Origin of the sequence: Shewanella maritima (assembly GCF_004295345.1) — a bacterium.
Lineage (GTDB): Bacteria > Pseudomonadota > Gammaproteobacteria > Enterobacterales > Shewanellaceae > Shewanella > Shewanella maritima.
Genome location: NZ_CP036200.1, coordinates 1,178,241 through 1,202,756, shown reverse-complemented (window position 1 = coordinate 1,202,756; position 24,516 = coordinate 1,178,241). Strand labels below are relative to the sequence as shown.

Below are 24,516 nucleotides of genomic sequence, written 5' to 3'. Positions count from 1 at the left end.
TTTGTTAGTTTTGTTATTTTCGATTTTGTTGAATGTGCAGTTGCCATGACACTTGCATTGACTTCATTACCTTTCTTGACACAGATTTACGTATGGCCGTTGTCATAGTTAGCGAGATGTAATTGAAAGGTTAATGAGGTAACCATGGATAATAATTTTCGCTCACTAATGTTGGTGTCTTTAATCGGTACAAGTTTACTGGGTTGCGGCAGTGATTCTGATGATTCAACCGATACCAGCGGCTATTTTCAGTACTACAATGCCAGCGCCAATAGCACCTTAACCGCTGTGCTAATTGACGATTACACCTATGGCACAGTCGACTTTGCTGACGCTATTCCGCGTTACAGCTATACCACAGGCACCATGGAGTTTTCGCTGTATGGCCTTGATGAAGATGGCACTAGCTTCGAGCTATACACCCAGGATGTCACCCTAGATGGTGAGAATGAACACCTGTTAGTGCTTTATGGCGATTTTCACTCTCCTGAGGTGCTAGATGTTAGCTTTTCACGCACTGAAATGGATGAACTTAACAGTGACGAAGACAATGAATACTCGAAGATGCAAGTGCTGGTGGCTAATGCTGCAGTAGAGCAAAGTTTTGATGCTTATATCGCCTTAGAAACACAAGCTATTGAAGAAGCAGTGCTGTTAGGTACAGTCGATTACGGCAGTTACACTACAGAGCAAATATTCGATACCGAAGATTATGTCGTGTATCTAACTGATGTTGGCACCAAAGATGTGGTTTATACCACAGGTAGTATGAGTCTAAGCGCCAATACAGTGTACAAATTGGTGATGCGCCCAAGCTTTGGCGCAGGGGAGCTTGGCTTTACTATTGATAATGTCGACTCTACAACTACGCCAACTAACTACACTGCGCTGGAGTCCGAAGCCGAAATTAACGTATTCAACGGGCTTGAGAATCAAACCATTGATGTTGAAATCGTCAGTGAAGATGAAAGCCAATATGTGCATGATTTAACTAGCTTCGCCGTCAGTCCGTTTGAATCTATTGGGTACAACGACTTTGCTGTTAAGGCAAAGTCGGCAGAAGACGGGACTATCTTATTTGATAATCTGCTAATGACCTTTAACCAAGGCGAGATTAAAACTGTATTGGTCTACCCAACCAGTGACACACAAGCCAGTGGCATAGTGATTGAGCAAGATTTAAGGCCAAGACCTTATGAATTTCGAGTTGATATTACTAACCTGACCTACTTTTATGACGATTTAAACGTGTACTTTGTGCGAGATAATGAGACCGTTGAAAATGCCGAATACACGCTTACAGACGTTGATTTTGAAGAGCAGTTATCCATTGATTTACCTATAGAAGATTACCGTATCAGCGTGGTGAGTGAGAGTGATAATGGTACGCAAACGTTGGTATATCAGTCAGACTCTATCAGTGTTGAGGGCGAGGGGAATTACAGCTTTGTATTAATTCCTGATGCTATGAGTCCTTTTGAGCATAGCTTGATTAAGTTATAAATCGTCGCAGTATTAAATCATTTGAGTTAAATAAAAAACCACCTAGCTAGAAGGTGGTTTTTTATATTTTCTAAACATTCATTGAAACGCGTTTACGCTGCTTGATGCTCCACGCGGTTTTCATCACTATCAAACTGCGCTTGGTCAAATTGACCTTCGCTTTTACCAACCACCACGGCTGTCATCATGTCACCAGTGACGTTAGTTGCAGTGCGGATCATATCAATTACGCGGTCAATGGCGGCAATAAAGGCAATACCTTCAAGTGGCAGACCTACTGCACCTAAGGTTACAGTTAGCATCACCATAGCGCTGCCCGGCACACCCGCAGTGCCCACAGATGCTACGGTAGCGGTAATCGCAATCAGCATGTAATCGCTCATATCTAGCGGAATACCGTAAATCTGCGCGATAAAAATAGCTGCGATTGCAGGGTAAATACCGCCGCAGCCGTCCATGTTCATGGTTGCGCCTAGTGGCAGCACAAACGCGCTATAACGTTTTGATACCCCCATCGACTCGCTACATTTAGTGCTTACGGGTAAGGTGCCAAAGCTTGATGCCGTAGTAAACGCGACTAGCTGCGCAGGCATGGCTTTACGGAAAAACTTTAGTGGGCTGACTTTGGCGACAAACTTAATTAAACCACCGTAAACAAAAATAATGTGGATTAGCGCCGCGATATAAATGGCGATGATAAACTTACCTAACGGCAGCAGCGTGGTGAGACCATATTTGCCAATCACCCAGGCCATTAAACCGAATACACCAATAGGGGTGAGCTTTAGTACCATGCGAGTCAGCTGGAACATGACCTCAGCGCCGGCTTCAATGGTTTTCTTTAAAGGCTCTGCCTTTTCGCCCACAGCATTGATTGCAATACCGATTAGCGCGGCAAATACGATGATCTGTAAAACTTTACCTTCAGCCAAAGAGGCAAAAGGGTTAACCGGGATCATATTCAGCAGCACTTGAGCAAAGCCTGGAATATCACGCTCTCTCACCTCTGACGTCGCTAGTTCAAGTGTGCCGCCCATGTCGATAACTGAGCCAATAGTCAAGCCAATAAATGAAGCTGCTGTACCCGTTAGCATAAACATGCCAAGGGTTTTAAAGCTTAATCGTTTAAGATTCGTCTGTGAGCCCAGTGAGGTAATGCTGACAACAATGGCGCAAAATACCAAAGGTGCGACCAGCATTTTAATCGCACCAATAAACAGGTCACCTAAAGGCTTTAATGCCGTCGCTTGCTCACCAAATAACACGCCAACAATGGCGCCTAAGGCAAAACCAGCAAGGACTTTTTGCCAGAAAGGAATACGGTTAAACACTTGTAGCATAGATATTTCCAACTCAATTTTTGTAGCCGCTCAAGGGCATTGTTATTGTTTTTAGGTCAAGCGCCTTTTTGTCTAGAGCCAGTTTGGTTAAGAGCTATCCTAGCTTAAAACTATTCTGCTCTAGAGTAATAGACCGGATTTTGGCTAGGTTTATTACACTAGTTATCTTACATCTTGTTCGGTTTATTGAATGTGACAAGACGAGACAAGACAATAATGAATTAAGATTAATAGCATTGTATGAGTTGACCTACAGACAAACAAAGCCGATTTGTTATAACTTATATGCTTATAACGTTTTGTTATTAATACGTTAAATCCACCTACAGGTAAAGTCTGTTTTTTAGACAACTTGTATCGCAACAAATTTTAAAGGTAAATCTAGCCTCATGTTAGAACTATGGTTGATGTTTAGCGGCGCATTTCTTGCTGCGACCTTGTTGCCAGGCGGCAGCGAAGTGCTATTAATTGGCCTGTTAAATCAGCAACCTGAGCTTTGGTTGGAACTATTGGTTGTCGCCAGTGTCGGTAATACATTAGGGGCGATAACCAGTTACTATCTAGGCTATGTCGGCCGTTATGCAAAATCGCCGGATGCGATTCACTCTCCGCGTTATCAAAAAGCTTTAGGCTGGATTGAGCGCTACGGCAGCTGGTCATTACTTTTGTCTTGGCTACCTGTAATTGGCGATATTTTGTGTTTGATGGCAGGTTGGTTAAAGTTACCTATAACCTCGTCAGTGGTATTGATTTTTATTGGTAAGGCACTGCGTTATAGCCTTATCGCCTGGGCGATAATTTAACCTCAGTGCTTGGTGCATGGCTCTTGTCTCAAGTGAAGATGATTAGATTTTTAGTCAAGCAGCTATCAATGGCTAGCTGCTGACATTGCAAAGCTGGTGGCTTTTGAGTCAGGCCAGCTTTTATATATTTACAGGAGTGTAATGTGAAACATTGGATGATAGCGGCAGCGGTATCCGCTGCTTTATTTGGCTGCAGCGCAGTTAAGTCTGAACTGGACTCAGCTGCTCCTGCTGCGGTAACCCTAGTTGAAACTGTCGAGCATCAAGCTGGGCAAGCCAATATTCCCTACAAAAAATATCGGTTAGCCAATGGCTTAACGGTAATTTTACACCAGGATAATTCGGATCCGCTGGTGCATGTTGATGTCACATACCATGTTGGATCGGCGCGTGAGTTTGCTGGCCGCAGCGGCTTTGCGCATTTGTTCGAGCACATGATGTTTCAAGGCTCGCAAAATGTGGCTGATGAGCAACACTTTAAAGTGATCACTGAAGCGGGAGGCACCCTAAATGGCACCACCAATACTGATCGTACTAACTACTTTGAAACAGTACCAAGCAATCAGCTAGAGAAAATGCTGTGGTTAGAGTCAGATCGTATGGGCTTTTTCTTACCTGCGCTAACCAGTGAGAAGTTCGAAGTGCAACGTGAGACGGTAAAGAATGAGCGTGCTCAGCGTATCGACAATCGTCCTTATGGCCGCCTAAACGAGCGATTCAGTCAGGCGCTGTACCCTGCAGGGCACCCTTATTCGTGGCCAGTGATTGGTTGGCCAGAAGATCTCGAACGTGCCACTCTTGCCGATGTTAAACATTTCTTCCAGCGCTGGTATGGTCCAAATAACGCAACCTTAACTATCGGCGGTGATTTTGACGAGGCGCAAACGCTAGCCTGGGTTGAAAAGTACTTTGGTGAAATCCCAGCAGGTCCCGAAGTCAAAGCTGATGAAAAGGTACCGGTCACCCTAGATAAAACGCGTTATATTTCAATGGAAGACAAGGTGCATCTGCCGCTTATCTACATGGGTTACCCAACTGTCTATGCTGGTCACAAAGATGAAGCAGCGTTGGATTTACTCGCAAATATCATCGGTGGTGGTAAAACCTCGCTATTTTATAAAAACATGGTTGAGCAAGGTGTGGCGGTACAAGCTGCAGTAAGCCATCCATGTCAGGAGCTAGCTTGTCAATTTACGCTTTACGCTCTAGCAAATCCTGCTCAAGGCGGCGAGCTTGCTAAGCTTGAGGAAAAAATTGCTCAATCGGTGGCGGAATTTGAAAGCCGCGGCGTGACCGATGAAGACTTGCAAAAGGTGAAAGTGCAGTTTGAGGCTGACACTATTTATGGCATGCAAAGTGTTAAAGGTAAGGTGTCGACCCTTGCCGCTAACCAAACCTTCTACGGCAATCCTGATCAGGTAACTAACGATTTAGCCCGCTATGCCAGTGTTACCAAAGAAGACGTGATGCGTGTGTTTAATACTTATATTAAAGACAAGCCGATGGTGGTCATGAGCGTGGTACCAGAAGGGCAAACGCAGTTAGTTGCCAAACCTGATAATTTCATAGCGCCAAGTCCACAAGTGGCAGAGCATGCGGTAGATGTAGAAATTGATGCCGAGCAAATTGTCTCAAGCTTTGACCGCTCAGTTATGCCAAAAGCTGGCGACGCGCCAGTGGTTAAAGTGCCTAAATTATGGCGTAGCAAGCTTGAAAACGGTATTGAAGTCGTCGGTACTAAAAGTGATGAAACGCCTACGGTAGAGTTAGTTGTTTATCTTGATGGCGGTCATCGTTTAGAGCCAGTTGAACAGTCAGGTTTAGCTTATTTAACTGCGGCTATGCTTAACGAGTCGACTACCAAACGCAATAGCGTGGAGCTAGCGAATGCGTTAGAAATGTTAGGCTCATCGATTCATTTCTCAGCCAACGCGAGTCAAAGCTCAGTGCAGCTATCGAGCTTAACAGCTAATTTGCCACAGACTCTGAGCATTCTTGAAGAGCAGTTATTTAGCCCAGCTTTTAACGAGCAAGACTTTAATCGCGTTAAGCAGCAGCATTTGCAGTTCCTGCAGCAACGTAGCTCAGATGCGAATTACCTAGCACGCACTGAATATGGCAAGTTGCTCTATGGTGACAATGTGCACTTTGGTATTGGTGCATCAGGCAGTATTGAGTCGGTGTCTAAGCTGACCCTTGATGATGTGAGAGCTTTCTATCAGCTGCAGTATCGTGCTGGTAACGCCAAGGTTGTTGCGGTATCTGATCTCACTCAACAGCAAGTCACTTCTAAGTTAGGCGCGCTTGCAAGCTGGCAGGGCGAAGCAACCGAGCTTGCGCCGGTTAACCCGATTAAAACCGCAAAAACAGGTGCTATTTACCTATACGACAAACCAGATGCGCCGCAATCAGTCATATCTATTGGCCGCCTAGCCCTGCCGTTTGATGCAACTGGCGAGTACTTTAAAGCGGACTTGATGAACTACCCGTTAGGTGGCGCATTTAATAGCCGCATTAACTTGAACTTACGTGAGGATAAAGGCTACACCTATGGTGCTCGCAGTTATTTTTATGGTGTAGCTGAGGTAGGTACCTTTACTGCGGGCGCGAGCGTTCGCGCCGATGTGACAGGTGATGCGGTAAAAGAGTTTATTGCTGAAATCAACCAGTTTAAAGCGCAGGGTATGACGGACAAAGAACTGAGCTTTATGCGCAGCTCAATCTCGCAAGGTCACGCGCTTGAATACGAAACACCTTATCAAAAAGCGGGTTTCTTACGCCGTATTCAACGTTATCAACTTGCTGATGACTATACGGCTGAGCAGCAGAGAATTATTGAATCGGTGACAAAGCAGGAGCTAAATGCGTTGGCAGATAAATGGCTTAATATTGATGATATGGTAATTTTGGTTGTCGGTGATAAAGCTACAGTTAAACAACAACTTGAACAACTTGGTTACCCAGTGAAAATGTTAAATTAACTCAAGTAGCATTTAATTTAGCCTTAATCACTTGCAATTGCTTGATTTAGCCGCATATTAAAGTGGTAAACAAGCTGGGGTAGCAGGTCATCAAATGTACGAAACGGTAACCTAAAATGTTACCGTTTCGCGTTTTTGTAAAAAGATGTGATCCGCTATCGGCATTGGAGTGTTAACTTAGGTAGAATGCTCGGCTATTAAAAAGTCATATCTTGCCATGAATGTTAGGTGCGTTAGCAGCTTTCTGGTGATATGAGTCAACAAGAGAAGTGAATATTGAAATCATTCAATGAAGTTATTGAGCACTTAGATACCAGTGCAGGGCGCAGTGCATTATTAGGTATGCAGCGCGGTATTGAGCGCGAAGCTTTGCGTATAGATGAGCAAGGCCAGTTAGCTAAAGACGCTCATCCAAAAGCATTAGGCAGTGCATTAACCCATTCACGGATCACCACAGATTACAGTGAAGCCTTACTTGAGTTCATCACGCCTGTTAATCAGGATATTGATGTGCTGCTTGAAGGTTTAACCCAAACCCATGCCTATAGTGTGCAAAACATCTATGGACAAAAGCTATGGCCAGTAAGCATGCCTTGCTTTGTGGGCAATGAAAAAGATATTCCTATCGCTCAGTATGGCACCTCTAACAACGGTAAAATGAAAACTCTTTACCGTGAAGGTTTAACTCACAGATACGGCCCATTAATGCAAATTATTGCAGGGGTACACTTTAATTTCTCTGTGTCTGATGAATTATGGCAGCAGCTATTTGAGCTTAAGCTTGCTAACACCTCAACCGTTGGCAGCGAGTGCAGTAAACAAGACTTCATTTCTGAATCTTATTTTGGCTTAATTCGCAATTACCGCAGGCTGGTTTGGGTGATGCCATATTTGTTTGGCTCATCACCTGCGCTATGTGGCTCGTTTATCAAAGACCAACAACATAACTTTGATTTTAAAACCACGGGCAAAGGGACGCTATATTTACCTTACGCCACCTCGCTGCGCATGAGTGATTTAGGCTATACCAACAAAGAGCAAGATACGCTAAACATTAGCTACGACTCTTTACCTGAGTATTTACAAGGTGTGCAAGCAGCTATTCGTCAACCTTCAACTGAGTTCGCCAAAATTGGCGTCAAAGTCGATGGTGAGTATCGTCAGTTAAACAGCAATATCTTACAGATTGAAAACGAATTTTACTCGCCAATTCGCGCTAAGCGTGTGACACAAGCTGGCGAGAAACCGTCAGAAGCACTTGCTAGAGGCGGCGTTGAGTACATTGAAGTGCGCGCGCTAGATGTAAACCCATTTAGCCCGATTGGTATTGAGGCCAGTCAGGTACGCTTTTTAGATTTATTCCTATTACATTGTTTGTTGTCACCATCTTTGCCGAGTAGTGAAGCGCAAGAAGCCGAAATCTCTGCAAACCTTAATAAGGTGATTGAACTTGGGCGTCAGCCAGGCCTAACGCTTAGCCGCGATGGCCAAGAAGTTAGTATGCAGTCATGGTTATTAGAGTTGTTTGGTGAGCTGCAGCAAATAGCTAAGCTGCTAGATAAGCAAGAGTTTGCACAAGGTGAAGAGAGCAACCGTTACCAGCAAGCTCTGAGTCAATGGCATAGTGCCGTGCTCGACCCTAATTTAACCTTATCTGGTCGCGTGCATCGCGATGTGGTTGAACAAGGTCAAGATCATGGTCAATGGGTACAGTCATTGATGGATGAGTACCATGGCTATTTGGCTGACTACCAACTCGGTGCTGATATCCAAGCTGCTTATCAGCAAGAAGCAGATACGTCATTAAACCAGCAAGCGCAAATCGAAGCGCAAACGAGTGTCGATTTTGATCAATTCTTAGCAGACTATTTCAAAGATGTGGTTGCGAGCTAAGTCTTTCAAGCTATTGGGGTTTGTGGCAAGTATCAGCTTGCTACTCACCTCGTGCGCATCACAAGTTGAATACGCTCCTTGTGGGGTCGTTGCAGCCTTTAAAAATCCAGCTGGTGAAGATAGCTACTACCGCGCAGTGGTGACCCACTTGAACGGCATGCCCGTTATTTCAAGACCTTATTACATATTGCCCGTGGGTGAATATGAGTTCACCCTTGCAGAGTTAATTTCTGCACCGCAGTTAAAAGTCTCGCTCAGTGCCCGCGGCACCAAAACTGTAACAGTGATAGTCGAAGACGATACTCGCTATCATCTGGCTGCTAAGTTCAAAACTGACAAAATCTATGCGGGTAAGAATAGTGACTACTGGCAAGCTGTTGTGTGGCAACAAGAGTCCTATCAATGTGAGGCCAGCTCACAGCTAGTAGGCAATTAGCAATCAACACTTAATTGCCCTCTAATTACAGTAATGAGGTGATTGCATTAGCGAAAACAAGATGTGACACTAAAGCCATTGATTATTCACTGATTGGTTTGTGTATGAAGCGCCTTATCGGCCCTGCTTGTTGCTTGTTGTTACTGTCCCTCGCTGGCTGCGCCACGCCACCGCCAAAAGACCCTGATAATATTTGCTCCATTTTCAAAGAGAATCGCTCCTGGTACAACGCTGCGGTAGATACCCGTGATAAATGGGGGGTACCTGTACATGTCCCCATTGCCATGATGTACCAAGAAAGCTCGTTTAAACATAATGCCGCGCCGCCTATGCAATATTTTTGGGGCTTTATTCCAATTGGCCGAGCCAGTGATGCCTATGGTTATGCTCAGGCTAAAACCATGACTTGGGATGACTATGTTAGAGAAACGGGCAACTCATGGTCGAGCCGAGATAATTTCGCCGATGCCATGGATTTTATGGGCTGGTTTATCAGCAAAACCCATAAAATCAACGGTGTTTCTAAGTGGGATGCTAAAAATCAATACCTTAATTACCATGAAGGTTGGGGCGGCTATAAACGCGGTACCTACAAGAAAAAGAAATGGCTTGGTCCTGTCGCTAAAAAAGTAGATGATCGTGCTCGTCGATACGCTACTCAATATCGTGGTTGTAAGGAAGATCTTGATTCTTCGTGGTTGTGGCGTCTATTCTTCGGCTAACGGCTATTCTTTAACAGCCTCGATGGTTGAGTTACTTTCCAGTAAAACGTTTTAGTGAAGAGTAGGCACCAAAGGCGAAAACTAGAATGCTCCTGTAAAGGAGCATTTTTTGTGAGTCGTAAAGTTCAAAGTGGCAGATGTGTCTCATTGAAGGTTTCTATAGGTATTATTTCGCGTTGTAACAACTTTATGTTTAATCTGAAACATATTGGTTTAAGAAGTGAACCTATCACCAGAGATTTAAAGAGTGATTAACGATTAGCCTCTAGCACACATAATACTAATTAGGATAAATGATCACATACTTGTGCTGATTGGTATAACTAGCAGGCATTTATTACCGCTGTAGAGGGAGTTATTAATGAGCGACATTTTGCTTATCACAGGTCCAATTTTGTTAGTGGACGTACTTAACCCTGTGTTACTGGCGTTCATGGTTTATGCAGCAGGTACCTCACGACCAGTTGCCCACAGCATGGCGATTCTAATTGGTCACACTCTGGCATATTTTGCGGCGGGTGTGCTGCTGGCACCTATGCTTGAAAGTATCTCAGGGCGCCTTAATAACCCACTGCCGATTGATTATGTTATTAGTTTAGTTATCGGTGCGCTATTGCTGTATCTCGCTCTAAAAAAACCAGCAGAGCAGGGAGATAAACCGCAAGAGTCGGGTGAGCTAACGCCAATGAAAGCCTTTGGTTATGGCGCAGTGCTTAACTTCGTCGGGATGCCCTTTGCACTGCCTTATTTTGCCTTGGTAAATCAGCTGATTAAAGAGCAGCTAACGCAAATTGAAATGCTGTTGGTGCTGGTGGGGTATAACCTGGCCTATGCTGTGCCATTTTTGCTTATCCCACTGATCTTAGTATTTATGAAAGACAATAGCGCCGCGTTACTGCAGCGAATTAATCAAAAAGTGGACAAGGCAAGTCAGGTGATTATGCCGCTTATGTTAGGCGGCATTGGAGCACTGTTTGTGGTAGATGCCCTGATGTATATACTGTTGGGCGAGGGCTTGTTATAGCCATTTTGCTGCGATGACTTAGGCAATTCGGATTAAACAAAAAGGAGCCAATAGGCTCCTTTTACAATTGCATTAGTCATAATCGAGTACTAGCTGAACTCTTTTATAATCCACTCAAGTGGCGCTTGATATTGCTCAGGCATCCATTGTTTTAGCTTGGCAATACTATCTTGCACTAGCTCATCGTTATGGGCTGATAAGTTCAAGTGACCGACTTTACGGCCGACACGGACTTCCTTGTTGTACCAAAATAGCTCGGCATTTGGCAGGCTTATCCAACGATCGTCTTTTTCAATACCAATCAGGTTAACCATCACACACGGGTAGTTTACTTGAGGTGTATGAATAGGTAGGTTGCACAGCGCGCGCAGGTGTAATTCAAACTGGTTGATATGACAGCCTGCTTGAGTCCAGTGACCTGAGTTGTGCACCCTTGGGGCTAACTCATTCACTAAAAGCTCATCACCAACACGGAAGCACTCCATTGCCATTACACCTACATACTCAAGACCATTCATAATGGTGCTAAGCATACGTTCAGCTTCAGCTTGAAGGTGAGATAGGCGAGCAAGTGGTGCTACTGACGCCATCAAGATGCCATCTTGATGCAGGTTCAGCGCTAATGGGTAAAACAGGCAACGGCCATCTTGGGTACGTACGCCAACTAAGGACACTTCTTCGTCAAAGTTAATCGCTTGCTCGGCAATCGCTTCATTGCGCCAGTCAGCAGGAATCGTGGTGCTCTCAGCTTGTTTTAGCCAGTGCTGACCTTTACCGTCATAACCACCAGTGCGGCGCTTTAGTAATACGCGATCGCCATAGGCCTGATGTAAATTAGACTCTTGAGTTTCATCTTCTACTAGCTCCCATGGCGCAGTTGCAACCTCAAGCTCATCAAGTAGACTTTTTTGGGTAAAGCGGTCAGCTAAGCGCGCAAAAATAGCACCATTGATAAAGTTTGGGTGCTCGCTTAATTGCAAGCTGGTAGATGACTCAGGCCAAAGCTCACGCTCTGCAGTGATGATGTCGTTATCTGCCAGCGGCAGCTTATCATCTGTTGGGTTCATGATATCAACAGGGCGAACATCAAGTGCCAGTGGTTGACCAGCATGAGCAAGCATTGCACCTAGTTGACCGTTACCCAGTACCCATACCTTTTGTTGTGTCATTATGCTTCTCTCGGATCAGGATTTTCTAAAATCGTCTCAGTTTGCGCAGTTCTAAATGCGTTTAAGCGTTCCATCAGCTCAGGGTCTTGCGTTGCAAGGATTTGGCTAGCAAGTAAACCTGCGTTGAATGCACCTGCTGTGCCAATCGCTAAGGTACCGACTGCAATGCCTTTTGGCATTTGTACAATTGAAAGCAAGCTATCCATACCTGAAAGAGCTTTACTTTGCACTGGCACACCTAAAACAGGAAGCGGGGTTTTAGAAGCAATCATACCTGGTAGGTGAGCTGCGCCGCCTGCACCGCCGATGATAACCTTGTAACCTTTGTCTGCTGCTGTGCTAGCAAAATCCATTAATTTATCTGGAGTACGGTGCGCTGAAACCACCTCGACATGATATGGAACTTTTAACTCGTCCATAATTTGAGCTGCGGCTTCCATAGTTGGCCAATCACTTTTTGATCCCATTACAACGGCAACAAGCGCTTGCATGTTAACTCCTCAATATACTGATGGTGATTCACATTGAATCTATCCTAAGTCGCTGAAACCTGGCTAATTCCACAACAAACTAGCGCAATGTGACTTAGGCTATAAAAAAAGGGGCTAGATAATAGCATTTTTGCTTAGTTAGCAGTGTTTTTTGCGGCTAACACTCAGTTTAGATTTGTGAAAACTCATTTCGGCAAAAACCGTACTGATATTATGGAAATGTTTGGAGTTTGTAAGTGAGTATGGTAAAGATGGAGGCTGTTATTCTATAAGGGTTTAGCGGGAAAAACTGATAAAAATAACCATAACAATGATGAGAAAGATAACAAACTATAACAAGATTTTCAGACAGCTATTTATGCTAGCAATCATCGTACTTTCTGGTGTTTGCTCTGCTGCCCTAGCACATACCGTTGAATCCGGCAAAAACTCCCACCCCAAAACACAAGATGCGTTAAAGGCTGTGGTAATGGGAGTGTTTTCAGACGGCAGCCTGGATATTTCTGAAATTGAGCCAATGAGTATTCTCGATATGTTGCATGTACACAGCGATGGCATGCTGAATTTTTCCCATAACCAGGTGAGTTTAAACCGTGGGTGGTTAGAACTGAGTAAGCGTGAAAATGCTTGTATGTTCAACAAGCTGAAAACGCCAGAGCGTGAAAAAGTCGCTTACTACAGCCAGTATCCCATTACCTTGTATCCACCACTGCGCTTAATTGTATTGAAACAGCAGCGTCACTTATTTCCAGAGGTGATTGACCTAGATACCTTAAAGGATTGGCAGCTCGGTCTTATTGGCGTGTCGGCATCACGTGCTTATGGCAAAGTCATTGATGAGAAGATTGCCTTATCTGATATGCCCTTTTTTAAACGAGAGGGCGGTGACTCATCACGTAAACTGATTGATATGCTAGTTAAAGGCCGAGTGAATGCGGTAATTGAGTACAGTGATTTTGCAGCAAGTTACGTTGAAGATAATGACTTGCCACAGCAAGTGAGCAGTATTGCGATTAAGCAGGTCAATCAGGCATCTGCAGGCTACTTTGTCTGCTCAAAAACAGAATATGGACTAAAGTTAATTAAGCAAGTGGATGCAGCGATGTCGCGTAAGGCTTTTCAGCAAGAGTTTTTTGATATCCACAAGCGTTTTGCATCAGTCGATGACACTGCTGTGTTAGAAAAAGCGCTGGAGTTTTACTTTTAGCCGATAGTTCATCATTTACCGTTATTCGAATTACAGGAGGGAAAGTAACGGCAGGAGGCCAATTGCTTTAGGAAGAAATAGCAAGTTGTGTTGCACGTAGTTGAGCTGAGCTAGCCTGATACAAGACGTAGCTAGTCGTGAGCTTAGTGCAATTAATCCAAAAATATAATAATAGGGTTAGGGCATAGATGCTAAGAAATTCAGTCGTTATTATTGGTCTTATTTTGTTGTGGTTTTCTCCTGTACATGCCACGCCGCTAAAAGGCATAGTGTTTGCGGACACTGACCAAGAAGATGTTAATTTAACTCAAGAGCAACCTATGGGAATGCTAAGCTTATTGCTTAAGCACTCTGCGGGTAGCCTTGAGTTTGAGCAACAACAAGTAAGCTTTAAAAGGGGGTGGTTTGAGCTTAACCGCCTTGGTAATGCTTGTATGTATAATAAGTTTAAAAGCCCTGAGCGAGAAAAATTAGGTTACTTTAGCAAGTTGCCTATCAGTATTTACCCACCTTTAAGACTTATCACCCTCAAGAAAAATGCGCATTTATTCCCACATCCCGTCGATTTAACCAAGCCTGAAACCATGACTAAGCACAGTATCGGCGTGGCGCTAAATCGTTCTTATGGCAATACCATTAATGCCTATATTGCACAAAGTCCTGATTTATTCTTTAAGCGTGGTGGCATGGACTCGTCGGAAACCTTAATCGATATGATGGCGGTAGGGCGCGTTAAAGCCATTATTGAATACTCTGAAGAGGTTAGCGCTTATTTAGAGCGCAACAATAAACAGTTGGAGTTTGATACCGTGATGATCCGCGGCGTAGAAAAGGTCGATCGCGGCTACATGGTATGTGCTAAAACCCCGATGGGCAAACAATTAATCGATAGAATAGACGCCATTATGCAGCAAAAAGCGTTTCAGCAAGAGTACATTGAAATGCATAACGAGTTTTTCACTCAGGAAGAGCGTTTACTGCTTCAACCTGAACTTTTAGGTATTTTTGAAAGCTCAGAGTCACATTCAATCCCACGTTCAAAGTCAGATTAACCCTTTTTTGTTTTTGTTGCGTTTATATAGACATAAGCATTGTTCATCAAGGGGATCTAAGATGGCACTATCTATTAAACGCAGTAAAACTGATTGTTGCAAAAAAATCACTCAAGAAACAAAGTCGCCAAATACAAAAGAAAAAGAGCTGGGTGCAAAGCATGAGCAATGCTTTGCAAAGCTCGCATCAAGATCACCCAACATTAGTTGGCATCAACGTCCAGCATTCTTGTTAAGTGCGGTGGTGGTGCTCAGTTTAATGAGTATGGAGCTCACTGCTGCGGGCTTAAAGCAAGGCCCAGATCTTAATATCAAGCCACGCCACTTTAATGGGCTGAGGGTAACAGCTGAAACGCCTATTTCGCAGCTAGCACTCAATTTCACTCAGCTCAACCTTAATAATAAGTTAGATTTACGTACGCCAGTAGAGCTTGGGCAGTCCTGCGCCGATAAGTCACTATGCTTGCCGCTGCCATGGCAAAATACTGTTGACCAAGCGTTGTTGCCTTTAGCTGCGCAACTAGATTTTAATCATACAAGCTTTGACCATTTTGGCGATGAGTCCGTTACGCCCATTTACCGCCAACATCGGCCCCATGATAACGACACTACACAGTTGCAAGCATATCGCCCCGGCGCAAGTCAGGCGGTTTTTCCTAAGGTGTTGTGGCGCAGCGAGATAGCAAGTTCACCTTATAATCCTGATGCTGCGTTGTTGATGCTGGCTGTAAAGGTGCCTGCAGCTATGTTAGGTAAAGGCTTGCTGCAGGTGAGCTTTAATCCGCGTCAGATCAGCGAATATCGTTTGCTTGGATATAATCCAGTTGATTATCGACTTGCTGACGACAAGAGTAAATCCAAAGGCATAGATGTTAGCCCCGTATCTGTGATGATGTTTGAGCTGTATTTAAACACGTCTTATCACGGCTCTTCTTCGCGCTCTCAGCAAAAGCTTAGCTTAGATGCCATGCAGCTAAGTAGTGGCAATAACCTTGATGATGTTCAACAAACGACTGAAGCAGCGCGTTTTACGCCGCAGCAAGCCAGCAGGCTTGGAATGGGCTGCATCGATGTTAATCGTTTTCCTAACTCCATCGCTTATGTGAGCCTTAAACTAGAAAACCAGCCTAGTAGCCTGCCAGTTGAGCTTGAACCCGAATATGGCTTGTTTACTCTGGGTAAGCCGAACAACACCTTAAAACCGCTAAAACAAAGATGTAGTAGTCAATACCGCATTGCTATGCCCAGCCAGATCCGAGATATTGAAACTGCTAGTGGCTATATGCAAAGCTTTGCTGCGGTAGCCGGCCTAGTCCAAGCCTTTAACCATAATCCTTATATGCGCAGCTTTGACTATGCTAAATTAAACACACTCGCCAAAGCTGGCGCAGAAACAAATCGGTCGCCTTCGTATCAAGGTGTGTTGCAGTTTATTGAGCAACAACAAAAGCCACTGCAATATTTATTGTTAAATCATTTTCAGGGGCGAGATTATAAGGTGGCTAACTAATGAGCATGAGGATAAATTGTGTCGCAAGCAGCATCATTATCTGCAGCAGAAACATCAGATGAACAGCTTATGCTGGACTATCAAGCTGGTAATAGCAGCGCATTTGAACAGCTTTATATAAAGCATAAAGGGGCCTTGTATCGCTATTTTGTGCGCCAGCTAAGTGATAAACAGTTGGCTGAGGACCTATATCAAGATACATGGGGTAAGGTGATTAAGGCAGCAGCGTCTTATCAAGCTACGGCTAAATTCACTACCTGGCTTTATAAGATTGCCCACAATTTGGTGATTGACCATGTTCGCGCGGTTAGGCCGCTAGATTTAACCCAAGCCCCAACTTCTGACGAGCTAGCCGACCACATGGATAGTATTGCTGATTCGGAAGCTAATTCACCCGAGCAGCAAGTTACCGCATCAGCGCAGCAGCAAGATATGCAAGCATGTATTGCCAAACTGCCGGCAACCCAAAAAGAGGCTTTTTTACTAAACGTTGAGCTAGGTCTAACCGCAGCATCAATCAGCGAAATTGCAGGTGTTACGCTAGAGGCGACCAAAAGCCGTATTCGTTATGCATATCAGAGCATTAAAAACTGTATCTCCCTAAGATGGCAGGAGACAGGCTAATGAGTGATAAAACTAAGCAAAACATGGATGATAATGCCTTTGCCAAGCTGCAAGATGAGATCCGTAGTCAATATCATCAGCAGGATTTAGAGCAGCCGCCTAAGCATATTGATGCGGCAATTCTGGCGTTAGCGTCTCAATCGCATCAGCAGGTACATTCTGCCGCAGAAGCGCAAATGGAAGCTGACAAAAAGGTGGTGCAGCTCAGTTGGTGGTCAAAGAATAAGCTCGGTATTTCATCGGCGGCGTCGGTCATGCTGGTAGCGGGCTTGTTTCTATTAAATCCAGAGTTGATGCAACAAGGTGCTAAGCTGCCCGGCGTTGATGCCAATATACCCAGTGAAATGCAAGCCGAGCCGATGTTGATGATGTCCGGTGCACCATCTGACGAGGCAATTGAAACAGCAGGTGATGGCAGACAAAGTGCAGCGCCTCTAGATAACTCTGGATTTGAAGCTATGGCTGAGCCTTCAGCGCAAACGGCTAGTTCAAGTGCAGCAGGTACAACCGCAAGTGATATGTTAGCAACGCCAAAACAGCGAAGTTTGCCAACTGAGGCGTTAGCAAACGGCGCTAAGCTGCTTGGAACTGATCAGTATGAGGAAAGAGTAATAACGCTAGATACCGCCGAAAAAGCTCTTGAGCGCCTACAAGGCTTAGTTGATGCGGATGAGATATCTCAAGCAAGAATGCTGGTGGAAAAGATAGATAAACGCTTCCCTGAGTTAGCTCAAAAATCCCATCCATTGTTTGCTCGATACAGTGAGCTCAAGCAACAATTGACCAGTTACTAGCAACTACTGGCAAGGTTTGAGTGAGACCCGAATAATAAAAAGGAGACCAAATGGTCTCCTTTTTATATCGTTTTTGGCGTTAGCCGTTTAGCTTAAATCAGTTTGAGCCTAAATCGAATTTACTGCGCCGCAGCTTGTTGCTGTTGCTGTTGCTGCTGTTTTTGCATTTGCAGTAACCATTTACCGTAAATGTAGATACCCACAGCTGAGATAATACCGATAGCTGCAATGATGTACCAAGCCATACCGATATTGTTAGCAGCATACAGGTTATGGGTAAGTTGCTGCGCTTCAATGCCCGTTACTTCTACCAAACGCATAAAGGCCTCACCTTGAGGGATAGCGTCAACATCGGCTTGCGATAAACCATTAGTTAACAATTCATTGCGTGAGATCACTTCTTTTGAGGCGTACATTTCATACAGCTTAGGTGCGAAGTAACCTTCTAATGTCCAGCCGATACCCTGAGGTAGCATCACAAAGCCTAGGTACATGGCTTTTTTTCCTTCAGGTGCAATATTACCCATGAACTCATTCTTTTTCGGGCTGATCATCATCTCACCCAATGAGAACATGGCAATGGCTAATACAATCATCCAAGCCGCATTAAACAAGCCAACAAACATGATGGCAGTAATACTTAAAATACAGCCAATTAGCATCGCAGTGGTAATACGATACTTGGCAGTAAATGCAGCTACAAGGAAACAGGTGGTCATGATCATACCAGCGTTAAGGTTAAGCATACCCTCAGGCATCACCTTAGTACCTTCGTTGTTTAGACCAAGCCAGAACTGCAAAATACCGCTGCTGGTGCCCTCAGGGCCAAATAGTGAGGTCACGATAATGCTGGTATCAACCCATTCAGCAATGTGAATAGGTAATACGTCAAACAGTGAGTTGAACAGGAACCAGAATCCGGCAAAGACTAACATGTAGTAGATTACCACAGGCTTTTTCAGCTCGTGCCAGGCGTCTTTCCACAGTGCTTCTTGCTGGATTTCACCTGATTTGATTTTGCGAGCACGTTCGATGCGCTCTTCTTTACCTGGCTCTTTGTAAGCCAGTAAGAATAGGAAGTTCAGCGAGATAATCGCAGCGCAGGCATAAAATACATTGTCCCAAGAAAGCTGACGCATATGCACCGCAACGAGAGGACCTAGGAAGCCACCAATGTTCACTACCTGATAGAAAATGCCCCAGGCCATTGAGGTGTTTTCTCGTCTGGTGGATAATACCAGTGTGCCTTGAATACCCGGTTTAAAGATACCTGTACCCGCGGCTAGTAGCATAGCGCCACCTAAGAATCCCCAGAAATTAGGGAAGAATGCCATACATAGATAACCGGCAATCTTGATTACTGTTGATGCAAAAATGGTTTCTTTATAACCCACACGGTCAGAAATACCGCCGGTAAACACTGGAACGAATGTTTGCAGTAGTGCCCAAATGGCAAGAATAATACCGTAGTCATGCAGGTCGATACCTAGGCCACCTTCAGATGCTGGTGATTTTGCATAAAGACCGGCACTCGCTTTAACGCCGTAATATGCAATACGCTCAACCAATTCCATGCCACCAACTAACCAGAATAGATAACCTAAACTGGTAATCGAGGCCCACATACCTAATTGTTTTACTTCACTCAGATCGTTCACTGAGTTAGGAGGAGTTGCCATAATTCACCTTTATTATGATTATTAGCTTCGAATTAATAGCCCAACACTTTACCTAATTTGTGACTATTTACCAAAGGTTGTGTTGCTAAAATGGAGAGCAAATTGTTGTTTTTTGGCATTTACAGCTGAATTCATATGCAAATTGCATAAATAACCTGAACTCTGGATAATAAATCGGTTTCTAACGGCTATTTTTGCCTATTTCTTCGTTGAAGCTACTTGCAATAGGCTAGCTATTGACGCGTAGCTTCGCCTTGAACTAAACAAAAACTATCTCGCTAGAAACATAATGTGAGGTATAACTCAGGCCTAGGTAGTGGTTATCACTTCCTTATCCACAGTTCAGGTTAACTAGTCTTTTTCGATAACCGTTCTTCGATTTTTATTTGGTTAACTTTTCTAAGGTAGATGTCCGATTTGAGCAGCCCAAGTTGAGTTTTAAAGTTTGAGCTGTTCGTTCTAGAAATGCGTTAACACTTTTACGATGAGGTGGGCAAGTTAAAAGAACCATCGCATCGCCAGTTGGTACTGGTTCTCGGTGAGTTTACTTGGCAGAGCTTGTGCACTTCGCGCCGGTCGCTCGCTATATAGATGATTGTATTCGCCGTGAATGAACCAGTTCTTATTCATTCGGTACTGGTAGGATGCTGTAAAGCCGTGTCCCTGTTCGTGGTTATCATCATCTGGTGTTAAGTCGTTATCTGTGACTGAAAACTGCTCAGCGCGCACACTTAATCTTTGTACTCCCCAGCGCCGACTTAACATGATATATCCCGATTGGTAATCGTTGTTGACGGCATCTGTGCCATCTGGTGCGCTCATAAGCGTGCTGCCATTCATGTACTGACTAAGTAGCTCAATTTTGTATGGCAGTCGCCACTTTATCCCTAGATGAGAGAAGCGAGTGAGCCAAGTGTATTGTCCATTGATAACTATGCTGGTATCGGCGTTGTTGTCGTAGTAGCCAGCTGTGAGTTTGCCATATCCGCGATACTGCCACTGACCGTGGACGTGATAACCAAAGCGGTTATCTAGTTCGATAAAGGGATCGGAACTTCTGGCTTGTCCGCTTAAACTGCCATCTAAGCTTGGCATCTTGCTTAGCTTCACGTGCTGCTGCAATAAGGTTTGCTTTGAGCTATTGGTCCAGCCATGCCAAGCAAGCAGTGCGCCTGCGGTGTCATTGTTTTTAAAGGCCGCTCCAGATAAGGTAAAGCTGTGTTTGGAATTGGTGAACTTGCCGAGTTTTTCAAGTGTAAACTCAGCGCCCACATGGCGCAGTTCTTCACCTAGCCAACTATTTATAGCTGAGTAACTTAATGTATAAGGTGATGCCCAGGCTGTAGCGATATTCTCTAGCGAGATGGTCGGGTACATCAGCCCAAGTTTTGCCTGAGCGCGCAGCCCTGATTGACTCGGTAGTGAGCGGTATTTAATAAAACCTTCGGTGATCCCTAAGCTGGGGTTAGATTGGTCGACATAAGCATTGGCAATAAGGTGGGCTGAAAAAGGGTTGTCCCAATCCAGGGTATAACTGAGTCCAGCCTGAGCAAGTGATAACTGATTGCCAGGATCAAATCGATACTTTCCTAGGCCAGCATTGGTGTGACTTGTATCGCTGCTTGCGCCAGAAGTATGAGTTAAACGCATATCAATCACAGCCGCAAAGTCGTGCTCCGCTTTTAGCTTTTCTGTCGCTCTCTTTTCTGTTGCAACCTTTTCTGTTGCTAAGAGTGGAGCTGCAAAACTAAGCTGAGCAACACAAATACCGCTTAGGCATAATCTGCTACCTAATCGCGCTTTATTTTGCATCTCAAGCCAAGCTTTCATCCGTACTCCTTATTGTTGTTTTTACGGATATCGTGTTAATTGGTAATGCTAGTAAGGGCCCTAGGTTTCAGCGCTATTTGGGCCGTAAGGTGAGCGTGCTAGCCAGTTTGCTAACATTTTGGCATCCACAGGTTTAGAAAGATAAAACCCTTGCCCTAACTCACAATTATGTTTGGCAAGCCATTTAAGCGAGCCTTCATCCTCTATGCCTTCTGCAACCACTTTTAACCCTAGATTGTGGGCTAGCTGGATCGTTGAGCTCACAATGGTTTTGTCGTCGTCACTTGTCATTAGATTTTGTACAAATGACTTGTCGATTTTGAGCTCATCTACTGGCAATTGTTTTAACTGAGCGAGCGAAGAGTAGCCAGTGCCGTAGTCATCAATCGATAGCGTTAAACCATGTTGCTTAAGTTGGTTGAGCTGCTTGATTGCGTTTTCTGGGTCGGCAACAACTGCATCTTCGGTGATCTCTAGTGTCAGCGCTTCTATCGGTACTTGGTGTTGCTCAATCGCGCTAAGCACAAACTCACCAAAGCTTTGATTTTTTAGATTTTCTGCCGATATATTAACCGCAATAGCTAGCTCAATCCCCTCGGCTAACCATAAATGATATTGGCTAAGCGCTTGATGGATAACCCAGTGGGTGAGGGCGTTCATTTGCCCCATTTGTTCAGCAATTGGAATAAAGGTATCCGGTGGGATCATGCCTCTAACAGGGTGCTGCCATCTCACTAACGCTTCGACATGGGTGACCTTGTTAATAGCAAGGTTGAGCTTAGGCTGATAAAACAGTACCAGCTCATTATTTTCAATCGCCGCTTTGAGTTCATTAACTAGCTGCAGTCTGTCGAGCGAGTTTGCATCAATTTGCTGGCTGTATGTTTGTAGATCGATACGGTTACGCTTGGCGTGTTGCAGCGCGGTATCGGCTTGGCGCATCACAGTTTGTAAATCACTCGGGTAATGGGCAAAACTCACGCCTATGGTAACTTGCAAATGCAGCGAAATATCTTGATAGCGATACTCTGCTTCCACAGCTTCTTGCACCTTGCGGATAAGCTGGTTAAACGCGCTAGATTGTATCTCTTTAATGGCGAGTACAAACTCATCGCCGCTAAGCCTGCACACCAGATCAATTTCACTAAACTCTGATAAGCGTCGACCAACCTCGACAATGACTTTGTCGCCAACCAGGTGACCTAGGGTGCCGTTTACTTCAGTCATGCGGCGAATGTTGATAAGACAAATCGCTAAAGGTGATTTATTAGCAAACCAGTCAGCAGTGACCTGACTGAGTTTGTTCTTATTACCCAAATTGGTCAAAGGGTCATGGTAGGCTTGGAAGGCAATTTTATTCTCACGACTTAAAATGGCTTGTTGCATCACGGTAAACTCTTCAGCCAATGCCAGCATTTCCGTGCTGCTACCCACCTCTACTTTGGAGTTGTAATTACCTTTAGCAATAAAGCGCGCTTGATTGATTAGTAAGGTGATTGGCTTAGTCACGCCGCGGGCAATCATGTAAGCCACCATCAAAGATACGGGCAACATAATTAAGATAAGCACTAATTGAGGGAGCCATTGTTCGTGTGACGCTGCCAGTGCAAGGGCGTCACGCTGACTTATATACATAAAGGCATGTAGCTGCTGCTCGTCTATTTGCCCTAAAGAAGACTGCCATAAAATGTAATCTTTATGCTGTAGCCCGCTCGAGATTAATTGACCTATTACTTTTTTATCTCGCTCAGTAATATCATGGTTAGAAATACTGATGAGCTGAGCATCAAATGCTGGCTCATCTAGTTGTGAATTTGGCTCTGTGAGAATAAAGCCAGTATTTAAACCAGTTTGCTCGGATAAGTTATTAGTTAACTCATCGCCAATGACAAAACCAAAGCCTACCCAACCGATAAGGTTACCTGCACCACTGGTTAGCGGCGCAAAACTGAGCTGGTAGATATTGCCTTGCAGTGCGTACAAGGTGTTGATGGTGATAAATTCAAAGTCTAATGTTTGCTTAAATGCTTGACCTTGCTCTGGGCCGACTTTCACTTTGCCTTTGTTAGCGTCATTAAGTGATGTGAGTAATTGACCAATTATTTTGCCTTGCTTGTCAACGGCGATAGCTAAGTCGGCGTCAATGCGTTTACGATGGTTATTTAGGGCGACCAAAAAGCTGCGGCTATCCTTGTCGATAAACACTTCTTTAAGACCAAAATCTTTGGCAGCGGTTTCTGCAAACGCAGACAGGTAATAAGCTCGGTCATTGTATTCAGACTTAAACACTAACTTGGCTATCGACAGCTGGTTTTTCAGTTGTTGCTGCTCAAGCAGCTCATTGCCGTAGTAGGTTAGGGCGAACGAGATGGTTTGTACTGCCAGCAGTAGCAGTACAAACCAAGCAAAAATTCGTGTTTGAATACGGTTAAACAGTGCCGGCATTAGTATCCTTCCAGAAATTCAAAATCATCCAGGCTTTGCTGACTCGGTATTTCACCCATGGTGTCCGTCACCGTCAGGGTTAGCGGCTTGCTAAGTGGCAGGTCAATCTGGTAGCTATTTTGATTGTTTATTGCTTGAAGTTGCGGGTGCCAAACAACAAGTTGGTATTGCCCTGGGGCAATATTGTCAAAGCTGACTAATCCTTTATTGTCTGTATTTGCAAAGTGCGGCGTGTCGACAATGAGAATATGACCACTCATCCAGTCGTGGATATTACAGCCCATTGAAATATGCCCAAGTTGGTCGAATACCATGTCTTTGTTAACGCCATCTTGGCGCAACTTAAATGAAAATCGCTTGGGGCCAGAAGCGGAGTAGATATGATGGGTAATGTCATCATCATTAACAAACTTGAGCTGATAACCCTTTTGCACAATGGTAATGTATGGGCTGAATTGCTTGTCTTTTTGATGCACTTCAACTGGGTTTTGACGTGCCTGAGTTGTTGAGGAGTCAGAGGCTAAAGCGGGAGTGGCAAATGCGGCAGGATTATTAGATTGAAGGTAAACCACCATATTCTCCATAGGTTGGTTATTGTCATCCATTATGTAGATATTGGCTGCTTGTGCCTGCAAAGCCATACTTGATGCTATTGTGCCAATGGCTATTGCCATGTAGCTTATTGTTTTAGTCACTCTATTCCCCTAATGCTCTCTCTCAAGGCCATTTGTTAGCTTGTACTGAGTTAATAAGAACCTAAAACTTGATAAAAACTTTCATTAACATCCTGATTATCCCCCAATTGTTCATCATAGCAACAATTTAGCAACACAGGTGTGTTTATACCAATTAGCACAAGTATGTGATCATTCTTACTGGTTAAAATCGCCTATAACTGCGTTATAAATTTTGTAGTTAGAACAACTAGCTAGCTGCAATTTATGCCTTGTTCTAAGCGATTTTTCCTGCGTAATATCTGATCACTTATTTATCCCAATTGGTATTATCCATCG

Annotated in this window: 19 protein-coding genes; 12 read left to right on the top strand and 7 right to left on the bottom strand. The window is 44.3% G+C overall.

From position 1 onward, the window contains the following. Positions 1–144: 144 nt before the first annotated feature. Positions 145–1,503, top strand: a complete 1,359-nt coding sequence (locus EXU30_RS05055; RefSeq protein ID WP_130598114.1) for a hypothetical protein — start codon at positions 145–147, stop codon at positions 1,501–1,503. A gap of 92 nt (positions 1,504–1,595) precedes the next feature. On the opposite strand, the gene EXU30_RS05050 is transcribed toward EXU30_RS05055, so the two are convergent. Next, entirely contained in the window at positions 1,596–2,843 is a 1,248-nt protein-coding gene (locus EXU30_RS05050) for a dicarboxylate/amino acid:cation symporter (protein WP_130598113.1), read from the bottom strand. A 389-nt stretch (positions 2,844–3,232) separates the two neighbouring features. Here EXU30_RS05050 and EXU30_RS05045 point away from each other — a divergent pair, with 389 nt between their 5' ends. From EXU30_RS05045 to EXU30_RS05020, 6 genes are all read left to right on the top strand, one after another. Further along, the gene (locus EXU30_RS05045) at positions 3,233–3,646 is read left to right on the top strand and encodes a YqaA family protein (protein WP_130598112.1); all 414 of its coding nucleotides are present in this window, start codon (positions 3,233–3,235) and stop codon (positions 3,644–3,646) included. Between the two features lie 143 nt (positions 3,647–3,789). After that, complete coding sequence (locus EXU30_RS05040; protein WP_130598111.1) at positions 3,790–6,627, top strand: M16 family metallopeptidase; 2,838 nt, start codon at positions 3,790–3,792, stop codon at positions 6,625–6,627. Positions 6,628–6,903: 276 nt separating this feature from the next. Continuing rightward, a complete protein-coding gene (gene gshA, locus EXU30_RS05035) occupies positions 6,904–8,520 on the top strand; it encodes a glutamate--cysteine ligase (RefSeq protein WP_165398971.1) in 1,617 nt (538 codons plus the stop codon). Then, on the top strand, positions 8,504–8,956 hold the full coding sequence (locus tag EXU30_RS05030) for a hypothetical protein (RefSeq protein WP_130598110.1): 453 nt from the start codon (positions 8,504–8,506) through the stop codon (positions 8,954–8,956). The genes gshA and EXU30_RS05030 overlap by 17 nt, the downstream gene beginning before the upstream one ends. A 104-nt stretch (positions 8,957–9,060) precedes the next feature. Beyond that, positions 9,061–9,678: a transglycosylase SLT domain-containing protein gene (locus EXU30_RS05025; protein ID WP_207234115.1), complete on the top strand. Its 618-nt coding sequence runs from the start codon at positions 9,061–9,063 to the stop codon at positions 9,676–9,678. A 361-nt stretch (positions 9,679–10,039) separates the two neighbouring features. Further along, positions 10,040–10,702 carry a GAP family protein gene (locus EXU30_RS05020; RefSeq protein WP_130598109.1) on the top strand — a complete coding sequence of 221 codons (663 nt, stop codon included), beginning with the start codon at positions 10,040–10,042 and terminating at the stop codon, positions 10,700–10,702. 89 nt (positions 10,703–10,791) lie between these two features. Here the strand turns inward: EXU30_RS05020 and purK are convergent, their stop codons facing one another. Then, a complete protein-coding gene (gene purK, locus EXU30_RS05015; protein ID WP_130598108.1) occupies positions 10,792–11,871 on the bottom strand; it encodes a 5-(carboxyamino)imidazole ribonucleotide synthase in 1,080 nt (359 codons plus the stop codon). Then, entirely contained in the window at positions 11,871–12,362 is a 492-nt protein-coding gene (purE, locus tag EXU30_RS05010; RefSeq protein WP_130598107.1) for a 5-(carboxyamino)imidazole ribonucleotide mutase, read from the bottom strand. The genes purK and purE overlap by 1 nt, the downstream gene beginning before the upstream one ends. Before the next feature lie 358 nt (positions 12,363–12,720). On the opposite strand from purE, the gene EXU30_RS05005 reads away from it, so the two are divergent. The 5 genes from EXU30_RS05005 to EXU30_RS04985 all read left to right on the top strand — a co-directional run bounded on the left by EXU30_RS05005 (position 12,721) and on the right by EXU30_RS04985 (position 17,549). Further along, complete coding sequence (locus EXU30_RS05005; protein WP_130598106.1) at positions 12,721–13,569, top strand: hypothetical protein; 849 nt, start codon at positions 12,721–12,723, stop codon at positions 13,567–13,569. 188 nt (positions 13,570–13,757) lie between these two features. Further along, on the top strand, positions 13,758–14,621 hold the full coding sequence (locus EXU30_RS05000) for a hypothetical protein (RefSeq protein WP_130598105.1): 864 nt from the start codon (positions 13,758–13,760) through the stop codon (positions 14,619–14,621). A 61-nt stretch (positions 14,622–14,682) separates the two neighbouring features. Next, complete coding sequence (locus EXU30_RS04995; protein ID WP_130598104.1) at positions 14,683–16,131, top strand: hypothetical protein; 1,449 nt, start codon at positions 14,683–14,685, stop codon at positions 16,129–16,131. Between the two features lie 69 nt (positions 16,132–16,200). Continuing rightward, positions 16,201–16,755, top strand: coding sequence for a sigma-70 family RNA polymerase sigma factor (locus EXU30_RS04990; RefSeq protein ID WP_130603259.1), 555 nt, complete (start codon positions 16,201–16,203; stop codon positions 16,753–16,755). Beyond that, positions 16,755–17,549, top strand: a complete 795-nt coding sequence (locus EXU30_RS04985; RefSeq protein WP_130598103.1) for a hypothetical protein — start codon at positions 16,755–16,757, stop codon at positions 17,547–17,549. The genes EXU30_RS04990 and EXU30_RS04985 overlap by 1 nt, the downstream gene beginning before the upstream one ends. Positions 17,550–17,668: 119 nt before the next feature. On the opposite strand, the gene EXU30_RS04980 is transcribed toward EXU30_RS04985, so the two are convergent. From EXU30_RS04980 to EXU30_RS04965, 4 genes are all read right to left on the bottom strand, one after another. After that, entirely contained in the window at positions 17,669–19,228 is a 1,560-nt protein-coding gene (locus EXU30_RS04980; protein ID WP_130598102.1) for an MFS transporter, read from the bottom strand. A 498-nt stretch (positions 19,229–19,726) separates the two neighbouring features. Then, positions 19,727–21,058, bottom strand: coding sequence for a hypothetical protein (locus tag EXU30_RS04975; protein WP_207234103.1), 1,332 nt, complete (start codon positions 21,056–21,058; stop codon positions 19,727–19,729). 60 nt (positions 21,059–21,118) lie between these two features. After that, positions 21,119–23,503, bottom strand: coding sequence for an EAL domain-containing protein (locus EXU30_RS04970; RefSeq protein ID WP_130598101.1), 2,385 nt, complete (start codon positions 23,501–23,503; stop codon positions 21,119–21,121). Beyond that, positions 23,503–24,198 carry a hypothetical protein gene (locus EXU30_RS04965; RefSeq protein ID WP_242620324.1) on the bottom strand — a complete coding sequence of 232 codons (696 nt, stop codon included), beginning with the start codon at positions 24,196–24,198 and terminating at the stop codon, positions 23,503–23,505. The genes EXU30_RS04970 and EXU30_RS04965 overlap by 1 nt, the downstream gene beginning before the upstream one ends. Positions 24,199–24,516 lie beyond the last annotated feature (318 nt).

What these genes read in the sequence shown, in the direction of transcription:
- EXU30_RS05055 (WP_130598114.1), top strand. Translation starts at nt 145, where the DNA reads ATGGATAATAATTTTCGCTCACTAATGTTGGTGTCTTTAATCGGTACA.
- EXU30_RS05050 (WP_130598113.1), bottom strand. Translation starts at nt 2,843, where the DNA reads ATGCTACAAGTGTTTAACCGTATTCCTTTCTGGCAAAAAGTCCTTGCT.
- EXU30_RS05045 (WP_130598112.1), top strand. Translation starts at nt 3,233, where the DNA reads ATGTTAGAACTATGGTTGATGTTTAGCGGCGCATTTCTTGCTGCGACC.
- EXU30_RS05030 (WP_130598110.1), top strand. Translation starts at nt 8,504, where the DNA reads ATGTGGTTGCGAGCTAAGTCTTTCAAGCTATTGGGGTTTGTGGCAAGT.
- EXU30_RS05025 (WP_207234115.1), top strand. Translation starts at nt 9,061, where the DNA reads ATGAAGCGCCTTATCGGCCCTGCTTGTTGCTTGTTGTTACTGTCCCTC.
- EXU30_RS05020 (WP_130598109.1), top strand. Translation starts at nt 10,040, where the DNA reads ATGAGCGACATTTTGCTTATCACAGGTCCAATTTTGTTAGTGGACGTA.
- purK (WP_130598108.1), bottom strand. Translation starts at nt 11,871, where the DNA reads ATGACACAACAAAAGGTATGGGTACTGGGTAACGGTCAACTAGGTGCA.
- purE (WP_130598107.1), bottom strand. Translation starts at nt 12,362, where the DNA reads ATGCAAGCGCTTGTTGCCGTTGTAATGGGATCAAAAAGTGATTGGCCA.
- EXU30_RS05005 (WP_130598106.1), top strand. Translation starts at nt 12,721, where the DNA reads ATGCTAGCAATCATCGTACTTTCTGGTGTTTGCTCTGCTGCCCTAGCA.
- EXU30_RS05000 (WP_130598105.1), top strand. Translation starts at nt 13,758, where the DNA reads ATGCTAAGAAATTCAGTCGTTATTATTGGTCTTATTTTGTTGTGGTTT.
- EXU30_RS04995 (WP_130598104.1), top strand. Translation starts at nt 14,683, where the DNA reads ATGGCACTATCTATTAAACGCAGTAAAACTGATTGTTGCAAAAAAATC.
- EXU30_RS04990 (WP_130603259.1), top strand. Translation starts at nt 16,201, where the DNA reads ATGCTGGACTATCAAGCTGGTAATAGCAGCGCATTTGAACAGCTTTAT.
- EXU30_RS04985 (WP_130598103.1), top strand. Translation starts at nt 16,755, where the DNA reads ATGAGTGATAAAACTAAGCAAAACATGGATGATAATGCCTTTGCCAAG.
- EXU30_RS04980 (WP_130598102.1), bottom strand. Translation starts at nt 19,228, where the DNA reads ATGGCAACTCCTCCTAACTCAGTGAACGATCTGAGTGAAGTAAAACAA.
- EXU30_RS04975 (WP_207234103.1), bottom strand. Translation starts at nt 21,058, where the DNA reads ATGAAAGCTTGGCTTGAGATGCAAAATAAAGCGCGATTAGGTAGCAGA.
- EXU30_RS04970 (WP_130598101.1), bottom strand. Translation starts at nt 23,503, where the DNA reads ATGCCGGCACTGTTTAACCGTATTCAAACACGAATTTTTGCTTGGTTT.